17 protein-coding genes are annotated in these 13,483 nt (G+C 45.0%); 10 read left to right on the top strand and 7 right to left on the bottom strand.

All coding sequences use genetic code 11. The features are described 5' to 3' along the window. Positions 1 to 40: 40 nt before the first annotated feature. The 3 genes from KNP91_RS00260 to KNP91_RS00250 all read right to left on the bottom strand — a co-directional run bounded on the left by KNP91_RS00260 (position 41) and on the right by KNP91_RS00250 (position 3,358). Positions 41 to 1,389, bottom strand: a protein-coding gene (locus tag KNP91_RS00260) for an IS3 family transposase (protein ID WP_483297782.1) whose coding sequence is annotated in 2 segments (ribosomal slippage) — positions 41 to 948 and positions 948 to 1,389 — 1,350 coding nt in all. Because the reading frame shifts where the segments join, the coding sequence is not laid out codon by codon here. Positions 1,390 to 1,481: 92 nt separating this feature from the next. Beyond that, the gene (locus KNP91_RS00255) at positions 1,482 to 2,621 is read right to left on the bottom strand and encodes an ABC transporter permease (protein ID WP_214765681.1); all 1,140 of its coding nucleotides are present in this window, start codon (positions 2,619 to 2,621) and stop codon (positions 1,482 to 1,484) included. Continuing rightward, positions 2,618 to 3,358, bottom strand: coding sequence for an ABC transporter ATP-binding protein (locus KNP91_RS00250; protein WP_214765684.1), 741 nt, complete (start codon positions 3,356 to 3,358; stop codon positions 2,618 to 2,620). Before KNP91_RS00250 ends, KNP91_RS00255 begins: the two co-directional genes overlap by 4 nt. Positions 3,359 to 3,689: 331 nt before the next feature. On the opposite strand from KNP91_RS00250, the gene KNP91_RS00245 reads away from it, so the two are divergent. The 3 genes from KNP91_RS00245 to KNP91_RS00235 are packed head-to-tail and all read left to right on the top strand — an operon-like array spanning position 3,690 to position 4,529. Continuing rightward, positions 3,690 to 3,941 carry a GlsB/YeaQ/YmgE family stress response membrane protein gene (locus KNP91_RS00245; protein ID WP_026829092.1) on the top strand — a complete coding sequence of 84 codons (252 nt, stop codon included), beginning with the start codon at positions 3,690 to 3,692 and terminating at the stop codon, positions 3,939 to 3,941. A gap of 51 nt (positions 3,942 to 3,992) precedes the next feature. Beyond that, on the top strand, positions 3,993 to 4,244 hold the full coding sequence (locus KNP91_RS00240; protein ID WP_012369598.1) for a GlsB/YeaQ/YmgE family stress response membrane protein: 252 nt from the start codon (positions 3,993 to 3,995) through the stop codon (positions 4,242 to 4,244). 33 nt (positions 4,245 to 4,277) lie between these two features. Then, a complete protein-coding gene (locus KNP91_RS00235) occupies positions 4,278 to 4,529 on the top strand; it encodes a GlsB/YeaQ/YmgE family stress response membrane protein (RefSeq protein WP_012369597.1) in 252 nt (83 codons plus the stop codon). Positions 4,530 to 4,603: 74 nt separating this feature from the next. Here KNP91_RS00235 and KNP91_RS00230 read toward each other — a convergent pair whose 3' ends face one another. Then, entirely contained in the window at positions 4,604 to 5,674 is a 1,071-nt protein-coding gene (locus KNP91_RS00230; RefSeq protein WP_214765687.1) for a TcaA second domain-containing protein, read from the bottom strand. A 129-nt stretch (positions 5,675 to 5,803) separates the two neighbouring features. On the opposite strand from KNP91_RS00230, the gene KNP91_RS00225 reads away from it, so the two are divergent. The 4 genes from KNP91_RS00225 to KNP91_RS00210 all read left to right on the top strand — a co-directional run bounded on the left by KNP91_RS00225 (position 5,804) and on the right by KNP91_RS00210 (position 8,532). Beyond that, the gene (locus KNP91_RS00225; protein ID WP_131503865.1) at positions 5,804 to 6,229 is read left to right on the top strand and encodes an HIT family protein; all 426 of its coding nucleotides are present in this window, start codon (positions 5,804 to 5,806) and stop codon (positions 6,227 to 6,229) included. Positions 6,230 to 6,352: 123 nt separating this feature from the next. Then, positions 6,353 to 6,694, top strand: coding sequence for a hypothetical protein (locus KNP91_RS00220; protein ID WP_214765690.1), 342 nt, complete (start codon positions 6,353 to 6,355; stop codon positions 6,692 to 6,694). Between the two features lie 84 nt (positions 6,695 to 6,778). Continuing rightward, a complete protein-coding gene (locus tag KNP91_RS00215) occupies positions 6,779 to 7,348 on the top strand; it encodes an HTH-type transcriptional regulator Hpr (RefSeq protein WP_012369593.1) in 570 nt (189 codons plus the stop codon). A gap of 269 nt (positions 7,349 to 7,617) precedes the next feature. Then, a complete protein-coding gene (locus KNP91_RS00210; RefSeq protein WP_131503863.1) occupies positions 7,618 to 8,532 on the top strand; it encodes a peptidylprolyl isomerase in 915 nt (304 codons plus the stop codon). 65 nt (positions 8,533 to 8,597) lie between these two features. Here KNP91_RS00210 and namA read toward each other — a convergent pair whose 3' ends face one another. Both namA and KNP91_RS00200 read right to left on the bottom strand, forming a co-directional pair. Further along, positions 8,598 to 9,620 (bottom strand): NADPH dehydrogenase NamA, encoded by a 1,023-nt coding sequence (namA, locus tag KNP91_RS00205; RefSeq protein ID WP_214765696.1) that lies wholly within the window; start codon positions 9,618 to 9,620, stop codon positions 8,598 to 8,600. 56 nt (positions 9,621 to 9,676) lie between these two features. Further along, positions 9,677 to 10,597, bottom strand: coding sequence for an HD domain-containing protein (locus tag KNP91_RS00200; RefSeq protein WP_214765699.1), 921 nt, complete (start codon positions 10,595 to 10,597; stop codon positions 9,677 to 9,679). A 111-nt stretch (positions 10,598 to 10,708) separates the two neighbouring features. On the opposite strand from KNP91_RS00200, the gene KNP91_RS00195 reads away from it, so the two are divergent. From KNP91_RS00195 to KNP91_RS00185, 3 genes are all read left to right on the top strand, one after another. After that, on the top strand, positions 10,709 to 11,623 hold the full coding sequence (locus KNP91_RS00195; protein ID WP_214848105.1) for a magnesium transporter CorA family protein: 915 nt from the start codon (positions 10,709 to 10,711) through the stop codon (positions 11,621 to 11,623). A 65-nt stretch (positions 11,624 to 11,688) separates the two neighbouring features. After that, the gene (gene dinB / locus KNP91_RS00190; protein WP_251135825.1) at positions 11,689 to 12,768 is read left to right on the top strand and encodes a DNA polymerase IV; all 1,080 of its coding nucleotides are present in this window, start codon (positions 11,689 to 11,691) and stop codon (positions 12,766 to 12,768) included. 57 nt (positions 12,769 to 12,825) lie between these two features. Continuing rightward, the gene (locus KNP91_RS00185; RefSeq protein ID WP_131503858.1) at positions 12,826 to 13,044 is read left to right on the top strand and encodes a YhzD family protein; all 219 of its coding nucleotides are present in this window, start codon (positions 12,826 to 12,828) and stop codon (positions 13,042 to 13,044) included. Between the two features lie 46 nt (positions 13,045 to 13,090). Here KNP91_RS00185 and KNP91_RS00180 read toward each other — a convergent pair whose 3' ends face one another. Continuing rightward, positions 13,091 to 13,468, bottom strand: coding sequence for a YlbF/YmcA family competence regulator (locus tag KNP91_RS00180; RefSeq protein ID WP_012369586.1), 378 nt, complete (start codon positions 13,466 to 13,468; stop codon positions 13,091 to 13,093). Between the last annotated feature and the right edge of the window lie 15 nt (positions 13,469 to 13,483).

The raw sequence follows: 13,483 nt of genomic DNA, 5'->3' as shown, positions 1-13,483 counted from the left end.
TGATGAACTGAACCAAAAAAGTTAGACAATAAATAATTTGTCAGGCGACCTTTAGGACCTGAGTCCGGTATTCCACCGGGCTCAGGTTTTTTAGTCGTCTCTTGATACGACGATGGTTATAGTACTCGATGTAACGCTCGAGCTCACATTTGAAGTGGTCCATATCATCGAACTCCTTGAGATACAGGAGCTCTGATTTGAGCACAGCGAAGAAGCTTTCGATGGCTGCGTTGTCGAGGCAGTTGCCCTTACGGGACATACTTTGCGTGATGCCATGCTCGTGGAGCGTACCAGTGAACGCTTTGTATTGATAATGCCACCCTTGATCGGAATGAAGGATTGGGCGTGCCTCTCCGTCGAGCTTCCCGATTGCCTGATCCAACATGTCGCCAACGAATCGATATGTAGGGCGGTTTGATATGGTATAGGCAATGATCTCACGGTTTCCCAAGTCCATCATCGGCGAGAGATAGAGCTTCTCCCCGAACAGGTGAAATTCAGTGACGTCAGTCACCCATTTCTGGTTCAGACCGGTGGCCTTGAAGTCCCGTTGGAGAAGATTCGGTGCGACCTCTCCGACCCGTCCTTTATAGGAGCGGTATCGCTTCATGCGGACGAGACATTTGAGACCGAGCTCGTTCATGAGACGGCGCACAGTCTTCGGATCGTGCCGGAAGCCCTGGCGTTCGAGAAGTGCGTGGATGCGACGATAGCCACATCGTCCCTCGTGTTCGTGGAACAAGGTATGGATGGCTGCCTTCACCTCCGCATACTTGTCTTCGCCCGTCAGACGGGTCCGCCAATAGCAATAGACGCTCCGCGCCATACCGAGCACGCGGAGGAGTCCCAGAACGGGATAGATTGATCGCAATTCGTCGATTACTTGTGCCTTGATCCGGTTCGTCGCGCATTCTCTTCTTGAACCAAGGCTTTCAATTTTTTTAACGCAGCGTTCTCCATCTCGAGATACTCGATCCGCTCTTTGAGCTTCTCGACTTCTGTCATCTCTTCAAAGTCCTTCTTCTTGCGTCTCGCCATCGGGGCACGTCCTTTCGGTTTGGCGACCAGACCTGCGGTCCCTTCCCGTTCATAGGTCGATCGCCATCTCGAGATCATCCCTGGGGAGGAAATTCGGTATTTTACGGCCGCCTCTCTATTGGACAGCCTGTTAGTCGCCATGTCGTTTAATACCTCCAGTTTAAATGCCGGCGAGTGTGTTGTATAGGAAGGATCGAAGATCGTTTCCCCCCAACGCTCATAAAGACGTGACCACTCACGGATCAGGTCACGCGCTATCCCGAACTCTTTCGCTACACCTCGGTATCCGTCTCGTCCCGTCAGATAACGCTCAGCGACCTGGACTTTAAACGCCTTCGTATATTTGACCATAAAAAACACCCCATAAAAGTTGGATTTTTATGTCCAACTTTTATGGGGCAGTTCAGTGACGGCGAAGGGGTGTTTTGTCTTTGATTCTACGGTTACTTTTTCCTCGCGTAATATTCCGCGATGACGAGTGCTAAAACAGCGCCTGCGATAACAGTCGGAAAACCGCTGATCACATACCCGATTCCCGTTAAAACCATCACTTGTAAAAATGAAGTGGTTCGAAGGACTTTCCGTTTTGATGCCGTTGCGTCTCCAAACGGCAACAGGCGGGTCAACAGATGGGAATCGATGGCCCGGGTGAATGGCGCCAATTGAAAGCTGGTCAATCCACTGAAGGCGGGTACGGCAAGCACCACTAACCATTCATTGTCTTTACCAAGCCACATGAAGACGGCGCCGATCAGTGTCAAACGAACGATTAAACCGATTCCATCCGTACTTCGAATGAATTGTTTCATGTACAGGTAATCAAACGTCCGGTTCCGGTCGAATCCGATTTTTTCGACGAGATGACTCAAAAGTCGTCGCCGTTTGTATGTCGTCGACAGGCGTGGTACATCAACAAACCAGTTTGCAATCCGGTAAAAGCGATCCCGCGATTCCTGTTCCAGCGCAATCCACTCCATCAACGGTAACTGATCCTGTTTCTTCAAATGAAGCGTCAACAACAGAAGACCCGTAACCACGATGCTGAATGAACCCATTCCGAGCATAACAAGAATTCCGGCACCGGTTGCGTATAAGAGGACCAGTCGATGACCGACTCCTTCAAGTTTTGATAAATTGGCAGCCGCACCAATCATGCTTAAGGCGACAAACAGAATGAACAATCCGATGGGTGAAGTTTCTTCTGTCCGCACATATAATACAGCAACCGCGAGAAACGGAATCACTGCCCGGATCATACCAAACAGAGCGTTATATACCCTGATTCGCTTCATATACCCTGCAAGGTGCGGCAGACTTGGAAGCAGGAAGACTTGGTCCGCCTCGGTCAAAAACGTCCGTGTCGAGCGGTAAAACGCCAACAAGATGAACAGGCTGCCCATGACCAGATTTCCCGGAAACGATGGATCGAGCTGATCCAAAAATCGACCGTACACGACAAGACCGTATAAGACGACGAAATAGACCGTAAACAGCAATCCGCCGTTCGCCATATACCGGGTATACTTCGTCATCTCCGCCATGGCAGCCTGGTATCGTGTACGCCATAAAACAGAACTTGTCATCGTTCTGCCTCCTCGATGGCAGCGACGTAAATGTCATCAAGGGAACCGTCCATCAAATCGTAGCGATTTCGAAGATCTTCCGTCGTTCCCTCCGCTGCAATCCGTCCTTCATGCAACAAGATGAACCGATTGCAATGACGTTCTGCCGTCTCTAAAATATGGGTCGACATCAAGATCCCTTTCCCGTCCGCTTTCAATTCACTGAAAATCGTCAACAGTTCCCGAATCGCAAGTGGATCGAGTCCAACAAACGGTTCGTCGACGATCAGCAACTCACTGCCTGTCACCAAAGCGCAGAGAATCATTGCTTTTTGTTTCATCCCTTTGGAAAAAACACTCGGAAACCATTCCAACTGTTTTGTCATTCGGAGCCGTTCTGCGTAATGATTCATTCGTTCTTGCGCCTGCTTCTCCTCAACGGCATACCCTTGCGCCATCAAACGCAAATGCTCGCGTAAAGTCAATTGTTCATATAACATCGGTTGTTCCGGAATATAGGCGACCTGTTTCCGATATGTTTGTTCATCCTGTTCCAAACTGACTTCGTTGATCAAAACTTCTCCCGACTTGACCGGCAACAAACCGAGGATATGTTTAATCGTCGTCGACTTACCCGCACCGTTTAAACCGATTAATCCAACAAGTTCTCCTCTATTTACCGATATCTTAATGTCATGGAGAACTTTTTTTGCTCCATATCCTCCAGATAAATCATTTATTTTTAACAACATACTCATCGACTCCCTTCATTAACCATCCTAGACAATTCATTCTCACTTTTCTAGTTTGAGTCATTTTTTTATGAAGAAAAGGTTTGAATACATCTTTTTACGGTAATTACTCTAAGTGTAATCGTTACATCAATATATGAAAACGACTTACAAAAATTGAAAGTAGCATTTTAAACACGAGTTTCGCTAAGAGGTAACTGGTATAATCGTCTAGCCATTTTAATTTTAATGTTTTTACCTCACTGGTTGAAATGATTATTTAAAGGCTTTCATCTTTCAATGTGTTTACAACTGCCTGAAAACAGGTAAATCTAAAGTAAGAAAAGGAGGGTTCCAAATGGGATTCTTATGGGCTTTAATCGTCGGTGGATTAATCGGTTGGGTAGCTAGTCTCATCATCGGGAAAGACGTACCAGGCGGCATCATCGGTAACATCGTTGCCGGGTTTGTCGGAGCAATGATCGGTCAAGCAATCTTCGGTACAATGGGACCGGATATCGCTGGTTTCGCAATCATTCCAGCTATCTTAGGTGCTATCATCTTAATCTTCATCGTGTCATTGATTCTTCGTTCAGTACGTCGTAAATGATTTATTGAAATAATGATCAGTACGTAAATTTTATTAAAGGAGTGTTTTTAAATGGGATTCTTATGGGCTTTAATCGTCGGTGGATTAATCGGTTGGATCGCTAGTCTAATTATTGGTAAAGATGTACCAGGAGGTATCATCGGTAACATTATCGCAGGTTTTGTTGGTTCAATGATCGGACAAGCTATTTTCGGTTCAATGGGACCTACTATCGGCGGATTTGCAATCATTCCAGCTATTCTTGGTGCAATCATCTTAATCTTCATCGTATCGTTGATTCTTCGTTCAGTACGTCGCAAATAATCTAAACTACTAAAACTAAAAGGAGTGTTTTAAATGGGATTCTTATGGGCTTTAATCGTTGGTGGTATTATTGGTTGGTTAGCAAGTCTTATTCTCGGTAAAGATGTACCAGGTGGAGTTATCGGTAATATCATCGCAGGTTTTGTCGGTTCAATGATCGGACAAGCTCTTTTCGGAAGTTGGGGACCGTCAGTTGCCGGTTTCGCAATCGTACCAGCTATCCTTGGTGCAATTATCTTAATCTTAATCGTTTCGTTCATCCTTCGTGCGGTCAACAAACGATAATCTGATTTACTGCAAAAAACCACTAAAGACGTCATGTCTCTAGTGGTTCTTTTGTTTGATCTGCGGATTTTTTTTTAGTTACGTAACTCCAACCACATTTTACCTGATCGTTCAATGACACGTTTTTCTGACTTGATATTCAACCACCCTAACAAATCGTCAAAAAAGCTTGATGGATATTTCCAGACCGTCCCGACTGATTCGGTCGATTTAGATTCCGGCTTGCCGGCGACTGCTTCGAGCTCAGACGTTGTTTTATTCAAATCAATTAAGATACTTTTGACTTCCTGATTCTCATACACCATTTCAAATCCGTCATATATCGTTTTGTTGGCCATTTGGTTTGTCGGAGGGCCAAATGATTTTTCTACTTCGGATTGGCTTCGGCCGATATAATCCGTCATCTGTTCGACCGTCTTACCGGTTCTTGCCTTCACTTCCGCTTCGAGCAGCTTCTCGATATCGACACCGTATTGTTCCTTCTTATCCGGTGCAATCTGTTGTGCGAGTTTAAAGACAACCGTCGTCGTTCTCTGATCTCCTATTTGAACGGTCTCAGTCGCCTGTCCCGTCTTCCCGTTCGCTTCCACGCGTGCTGACACCTCATACTCGCCCGGAAAACGTTTAATGGTTAAGGGAGCCTCTTGATCCGCATTACCTGCTGGCGCATCATCGATTGAAATGGACGCCGTTTCCGTATCAACCTTCACTTCCAATGTCTGTTTATTCAAATGCAAAGTGTACGTGTCGAACCAAAATCGTCCCGGCTGTTTTTTCAATGAAAATAAATCTTGTTGCTTAGTTCGTTTTGTTTCTTTCGGATAATTGTTTTGATCAGATTTAATTTCGGCTACAGTTCGTTCAAGCCGTTCCGGGTCTGCCTTAAACCATTTCATGAGCTGATTTGTTTCCGCAAGCTTTAACGGTTTGTTGTTGAGATACACTAATTGTTGAAACGTTTCCCGGTCTTGTTCCTGTACCGTCTTTTGAAACACTTGATCTGTCTGTTGCCGTTCGGCAGCCGGTTTGATTTGACTCCATCCAATCCAAGCAATCAGACCAGCGAGTACAATAATTCCCACGATGAGTCCGATTCGCTGATTTCGTCTTTTCTTTTTTTCATATACAGTGATGCGAGACGGCATCTTCGTTTCCCCTACCTTCTTTTTTAGGATTTCCTTTAGTTTAGAAACCCTTCATATCCTTGTCAATTGCCCGCAAGACCGATTCAGTCGAGTATACTGAAGCTATATCCATCTGAAGGAGTGAGTCCATTGCAAAAAGAAAACTGTATTTTCTGTAAGATTGCCAACCATGAGATCCCAAGCCATAAAGTTTTTGAAAATGAAGAAGTTTTGGCTTTTCTCGATTTATCACAAGTAACGAAAGGTCATACGCTTGTCATTCCAAAACAGCACGCTGATAACGTCTACGATTTATCCGCAGAAAGTGCACAGGCTGTTTTTGCAACCATTCCGGAAATCAGTCGTGCTTTACAACAGGAAACAGGTGCTGCCGGAATGAACCTTTTATCGAACACCGGGAAAGTTGCCGGACAATCTGTTTCTCACTTCCATCTCCATCTCATTCCGCGCCACGACAAACACGATGGCTTTGGTGCGAAATGGGAAGTGCACAATGAAGAGTATACGGCTGAAGAATTGGCAACAATCGCCGAATCCATTAAAAATCGTCTCTGACGGTACCCAAAACCGTTCAATTACTGACTCATTTTAAAAATATTGCCGAAATAGGTTTCTAATATCGAATTTTCGGTAAAATAATATGAAACAAATATTTTAATATCAAAAGGAGGTAAAACTATGTCGAAGCGTCCCCATCGTAACTGGGTCGCTTTTGGTGCTACGCTGTCGCTTGTGACTTTTTACGGTTTGAAGGCGCTTCGCCAAGGTACTAAAAGTGACTCTTCGAATGGTAAACAACGTCGAAATTCTTATTCTACAATCGTAACGAACGTGCAGGATTTGACGCAAGAGGGAAAGAATCTAATAGAGACAGCCAAACTTTCTGGTACGACTTTTAAAGAGGAAGTTACAAAAGATGTCTCCCAGTATCAGTCAGAGGTTCAAGAATCACTCGCACGTCTTCAGAAATTTGCTGATGAGGCAAAACAAGACGTCGATCATCTTACTCCCCAACAATAACGGTCCGCTGCTTCGATTTGTTTTTGTATAGTTTGCATTTTGCGCGTTTGAGCCATTGTCACCTTTCGAAAGGATGAGTCAGATATGGAACACGAAAAATTATATCCTGGACAAGAAGCACTGTTATACAGTCATAAAATTGTCCAATTGAGCAAAGCACTATGGAAAACGGTAGAAAAAGATTGGCAAAATTGGATCAAACCCTTTGATTTAAATATTAATGAACACCATATTTTATGGATTTCCCATGCGCTGGGTGGTGCCTCGATTTCTGAAATCGCCAAATACGGTGTGATGCACGTCTCGACTGCGTTCAACTTCTCTAAAAAATTAGAAGACCGTGGACTTTTGACGTTTTCAAAAAAAGAGACGGATAAACGAAATACCTATGTCCAACTGACCCCGGAAGGCGAAAGTCTGTTACTTGAGACGATTCAAGCATTCCGCCCAGAAGAGAACGGTGTTTTCCGTGCTTCGTTACCACTCCAGGAACTTTACGGTAAATTCCCAGAGCTGACAGACATATCAGCAATCGTTCGCCGTCTTTACGGCGACAGCTTCATGGACATTTTTGCCGAGACATCAAAAATGATTACAGAAGAAGCAGACCGGCGTCCACAAGACCCTGTGATCGACTCGATCAAAAAAGCATGACCTTTGCATGAATTCTTCGAGTTAACGTTCTAAGCCTTGAGGCCTAGGACGTTTTTTCTGTCTTTTGAAAGTAACGTTCCCTTTACCGTTCTGTCTCAAAACGTTGCGATGCCTCACAATTTCCCACAAAAATAGTCCTCCCCTCCTGTACTTGATGTGATAGCATGGTGTAAGAGCAAATCACTTTCGATTTTGCGGAAAGCTGTCAAGATAACGAAGATATGATATGATAGAACGGTTGAAATAAATGGTAAATTAGGGGTGTATGTATGAAAAAGAAACTTTTAAGTGTAGCAGCAGTGGCAAGTGTATTCACATTAGCAGCATGTGGTTCAAATGACGAAGCTGTCATCAACTACAAAGGTGGAGAAGTCAATAAAGCGGACGTCCAAGACGAGGCGTACCAAAAAGCAGGCGCACAAATTGCTTTCCAACAAACGATGAACAAACTGCTTGAAAAAGAATACGGTAAAAAAGTAACAGATAAAGAAGTAGAAGCTGAAGTCAAGAAAACAAAAGATCAGTTCCCAGATAAAGAACAGTTCAATACGACACTTCAAACAGCCGGTATTAAAAGCGAAAAAGAATTCGAAAAAGTGCTTCGGACACAAATGCTCTTAACAGAAGCAAAATCAGCAAAATCAAAAGTTACGGATAAAGAAATCGAAGAGCGTTTCAATCAGGAAAAAGTGGAAGTAAAAGCGAGCCACATTCTTGTTGAAAAAGAAGCAGATGCAAAAGCAATCAAGAAACAACTTGATGAAGGCGGCGATTTTGCTAAAATCGCTAAAGCTAAATCAACGGATACTGGTAGCGCAACAAAAGGTGGAGATCTTGGATACTTCACAAAAGGTAAAATGGTCGAGGAATTCGAAAATTATGCGTTCAAGGATGGCGTTGAAGGTAAAATTTCTGACCCGATCAAAACACAATTCGGATATCACATCATTAAAGTAACAGACCGTAAAGAGAAAAAAGACTTTACGCTCGAAAAAGAATCCGACCGAATCAAAAAGGCATTAGCTGAAGAAAAAGCAGCTCAAGTCAATCCAAACGACATCTACCGTTCATTGATGAAGAAGTATGACGTTAAAATCGAGAACAAAGACTTCAAGGATGCGTTTGACCTCGATAAGCAAGAACAACAACAAATGCAACAACAGATGCAACAGCAACAACAATAAGCGTAAAAAATCCCTGCTTCCATCATGGAAGACAGGGATTTTTTTAGCTCTGCTTCCTATTCTTTTTACCGAATCGGAGCCCGTTCATATTGTTTTGGTAAACTGATCTCATCTTTAAGTTCCGCTGCCGCATGATAAACCCAATACGGTTGACGCAGAAGTTCACGTGCAAGCAGGATGACGTCCGCCCGTTCGCTGCGGATGATTTCTTCCGCGAGCGTTGCCGTCGTAATCAATCCTACCGCCCCTGTCTTGATGCCGGTTGCCTGTTTGATTTCCGCTGCATACGGTACTTGGTAGCCGGGATAAACTTCCGGAACGGCATTGGCAACAACGGCTCCTGAACTGCAGTCCAGCAAGTCGATGTTCCGCTTTAACAATTCCTCGGCCAGCGGGATATAATCCGCCGCCGTCATTCCACCCGGTGCATGGTCTGCTGCCGAAATCCGGACCCATAATGACAGATCTGACTTCTCTTGAATGGCGTCAATGATTTCAAGCAAGAAGCGCATCCGGTTTTCCATCGATCCACCGTACTGATCCTCACGTTTGTTGGATAACGGGGACAAAAAGGTATTAATCAGATAGCCGTGTGCTCCGTGCAATTCGATGAAATCATAGCCCGCCTGTTCAACGCGAAGTGCCGCCTCGACGAATTGTTGTTTGATGACATCAATTTCTTCCACTGTCAGTTCATGCGGATGATCATATGAATCATCGAATCCGATTGCTGATGGTGCGACAGGCGGTTTAGCCGTTGTGCTTTTCCGTCCGGCATGCGCCAGTTGGATTCCCGCTTTTGCACCGGCTGCTTTTACTTGATCGGCAATGCGGCGAAGTCCGTCAATGTGATCATCCGACCAGACGCCCAAATCACCGGCTGAGATTCGACCGTCCGGTGTGACAGCTGTTGCCTCTAAGATGACACCACCGACACCACCGACTGCACGTGAGGCGTAATGCGTGACGTGCCAATCGGTTACGAGTCCATCTTCTTTTGCACTATACATACACATCGGTGCCATGATGACACGATTCCGGAACTGAAGTCCCCCGATTTGGATTGCTTCGAATAGTTTGGTTTTCATGAATTCCACTCCTCTGATCAATTTCAAATCCTGTTGAATCTTTTTACGTCATCTTTTTACAGCTTGGGACGATAAAATGAACGATTATCCAATGCGAACGATCGTTCAGAAAATTGTCCGGGCTCGACATACTCAAGCAAACGGTCCATCATCGTCATTCTCGCATCCAGATTATCAATCAAAAATAATACTTCGGCTTCACGCATCTGTGGTGCGACAGCCGATCCCCACTCCGGACGGCCATGGTGACTCAGGACTAAATGTTGTAAGACCGTCAACACTTCTGCATCGATGTGTAACTCCGCCCCGACTTTTTCCAGTTCTGCGACCATTAATGAGATATGTCCGACAAGCTTTCCGGGAAGCGTGTATTCCGGTGTCACAGGATCAGACAGCTCCTTGATTTTTGCGTAGTCATGCAGGACGACACCTGCAATCAACAAATCACGATTTAATGTAGGATACAGACGGGCAATTTGATCCGCCAGTTTTAACATCGACAGGACATGATAGGATAAACCAGAATAAAACGCATGATGGTTTTTGACCGCTGCCGGATGTGTGAAATACGCGTCGAAATCTTTGATGACAAGATGTTTGACCAGCTTCTTCATCTCGGCATGTTGAATCGATTCGATGAAACCGAGTACTTCCGTTTCAATCTGTTCCCGCGGAAGTGGTGCCGATTGAATGTAATCTTCTACATTCGTTTCGTCCAACACGGTGATTTGCTTCAATTTTAATTGTGTCCGTCCCCGGTAATCCATCACTTCACCAGCTGCATGGACGATGAATTTAGGAGCATATTTTTCAAGATCACTCGTGTCCCACATCTTTGTTTCAATTTCTCCCGTCTTATCTGCTAAAATCAATGTCAGATAAGGTTTTCCGTTTGCGGCGATTCCTTTTAATGCCTGCTTGATCATGACTCGTTGATCGAGCATTTCACCAATTGCCAACTGACCGATACCTTTCATTTCACAACACATCCTTTTTATTTATCTGGACTCATTTTGATTAGAACTGTTTACATATTTCTCTGACTGTCAGACGTCACTCTACCATTCTACTATATAGGAGCTCAAAACATGGAATCCGACTCACTCTTTAGCTGGCATCGTTTTTTAACGCTTGCCGAATTTGAAGAATATTTTCATTCTCAAACACCGACCGACGCTTTTAAACTGGATTGGCTGAATCAACTGTCTACTAAAGATATGAACTTCACACGGGTCGAACTTGATTTACTGTACGGCTCCATCGTGACTTGGCAAAATCCGGCTGATAAAAGTGACCGCCGTTCCATCGGCTATTATCTTTCACCGACGGAACTGATTACAATCGGCTTATCGGAACATGTCGTTTCCTTAATCGCACCTTTTGAAACGACGACCCCTTTCGAAGCTTTTTATGCGCTGTTATCTCTGCAAATGAATACTTACTTCTCGGGAATCGATGCTTTTGAAACCGAACTGTTTTTAAGACAGGATGAGCTTCGGGGAAGTATCGATGAGAATTCTCTCGACAGCATTTTCGGCCTGCGGGATACGATCGAAAATTGGTCGGATCTGATTGTCCCGTTCCGTGAGCTTGTTTTAGCAGGTCCCGAAGCTTTCGTTCGGCAAAATACGTATACGGAGGCTTTACCTTACCAACTGGCTGAAAAACGGGTGCAACGTCTATTGATGCTGATTGAACACTATCAAAAAGATATTGAAGTATTGCTCGATCTGTCGACAACCGTTTCGAACATCAGAGGAAATGAAATCATGAAAGCTTTGACGATTTTCACAGCCGTCGCCACACCGATGATGGCGCTCGGTGCGATTTGGGGAATGAATTTTAAAAACATGCCCGAACTTGACTGGAAATACGGATATGCCAGTGCCCTCTTTTTGATTTTCCTTACGACCGGCGGAATCTTTTATTGGATGAAACGCCGCGGCTGGTTAGGAGCGCTCGTCCGGATGCCGAATAAAAAATCGCGACTAAAAAATAGATAACAGAACGTAAGTTCGTTATACTAAGTGTAACGAATTAACGGATTGAAAGAAAGGAGGAGACGATGATGGGACGAAAAATCATTCATGTCGACATGGACGCGTTTTATGCTTCTGTCGAACAGCGCGATCGACCACATTTAAAAGGTGTTCCTGTCATCGTCGGTGGTCCTCCACATGCGCGGGGTGTCGTTGCGACCTGTTCGTATGAAGCACGCAAATACGGCATTCACAGCGCGATGCCATCACGGCGAGCGTTTCAGCTCTGTCCGCGGGCCGTTTTTCTGCGTCCCCGTTTTGAAGTGTACCGTGCGGTCAGTGCCCAAATCATGGAGTTGTTTCTTGAGATCACACCTCTTGTCGAACCGCTGTCGTTAGATGAGGCCTATCTGGACGTCACAGAAAACAACCTGCAGATGACAAGTGCGACGCATATTGCCCAGTACATCCTGGCTGAAATCAAACGACGGACAGGTTTGACTGCTTCCGCCGGCGTATCAAACTCAAAGCTTGTCGCTAAAATTGCTTCCGGCCATCAAAAGCCAAACGGATTAACCGTGTTGCCTCCGGATGATGTTTTACCTTTTTTATCCGGATTAAAGATCGGGGATTTACACGGAGTCGGAAAAGTCACGGAGCAAACACTTCAGAAACATGGTTTCCAAACGGTCGCAGATATTCAACAATCGCCGATCGCTGAACTGCGGGGATTACTTGGTCGGGACCGGGGAACGGAGTTGTATACGATGGCACACGGTCAAGACGAGCGAATGGTCCGCCCGCACCGGGAACGAAAATCCATCGGCTCCGAAAGTACATTCGAAGAAGACACAGAAGATATCGATACCATTTTCGAAACGCTGAAACGGGAAGCGCTGTCCGTCGTCAAGACACTGAACCAAAAAGAACTGGTCTGTCGAACTGTTACGATTAAATGGAAGACGGAAGATTTCCAGTCGCGTTCTAAACGTTATACGTTTTTAGAAGAAACGGCTGATGAAGAAACGTTACTCCGGGTGACGACCAAACTGTTTAATGAAATTGAATTTAAAGGTCCGATCCGCCTGATTGGTATGAGCGTCAGTCATCTTGAAACCCCACCCCTCTCCAAACAGTTAACGTGGCAAGACATTGATTCCTACTTGTAAAATGAATATCTATTCATTACACTTAAGTTAGTCATTTCGGATAAGGAGGAATCAGCCATGCTTTATACGATTACCGCATTTTCAGATCGAGGACAAACGTTACTGGATGATACCTTTGACGCTCCCTCCGATTCTGAGGCACGTCAAGAAGGTATCCGCCGCCTGAAAGAAGCAGACTTGGAGCACCGCGGGGCACGTGTGACCCGCGCCGGACAACTGATTCATTTTGAACGGGCTTACCTCCCACGCCTGGTTCCAACGGAAAAAACATTATAAAAAAAGCCTCGTTCCGATGAAACGGAAGCGAGGCTTTCTCATGATGTTACTGAACGTCGTCTTGATTTTGTTCCATCATCGGTGCGTACAGCTCTTCTAGCGGTTTCATGATGATTTGTGTCACTTCCGTCAACATCGTGTGCATACGTTGTTCTTCCTGCATCAGTTGACCAATCAATGGATTGTTTTGGACTTCCAGCATCTTCGCTTGTGCCGATGCCATATCCTCAGGTGTGATTTCTTCACCTTGCATTTGTTTTTGTTGTAACTCAAGTTGCACGTTGCGGAATGAAGCGAATAGCTCATTTGACATTGGATCCGCATTGACTTGCGCGTACAAATCCTTCAGTGTCGTGTATTCTGATGTTTCGCGTAGTGCACGTTCTAGCGTGTAAGCATGATCGTATAAGTTTGTTTCAGACATCTTTGAACCCTCCAA

Source organism: Exiguobacterium sp. s138 (genome assembly GCF_018618775.1).
GTDB lineage: Bacteria > Bacillota > Bacilli > Exiguobacteriales > Exiguobacteriaceae > Exiguobacterium_A > Exiguobacterium_A artemiae.
This window is presented reverse-complemented; position numbering and strand designations above follow the sequence as displayed.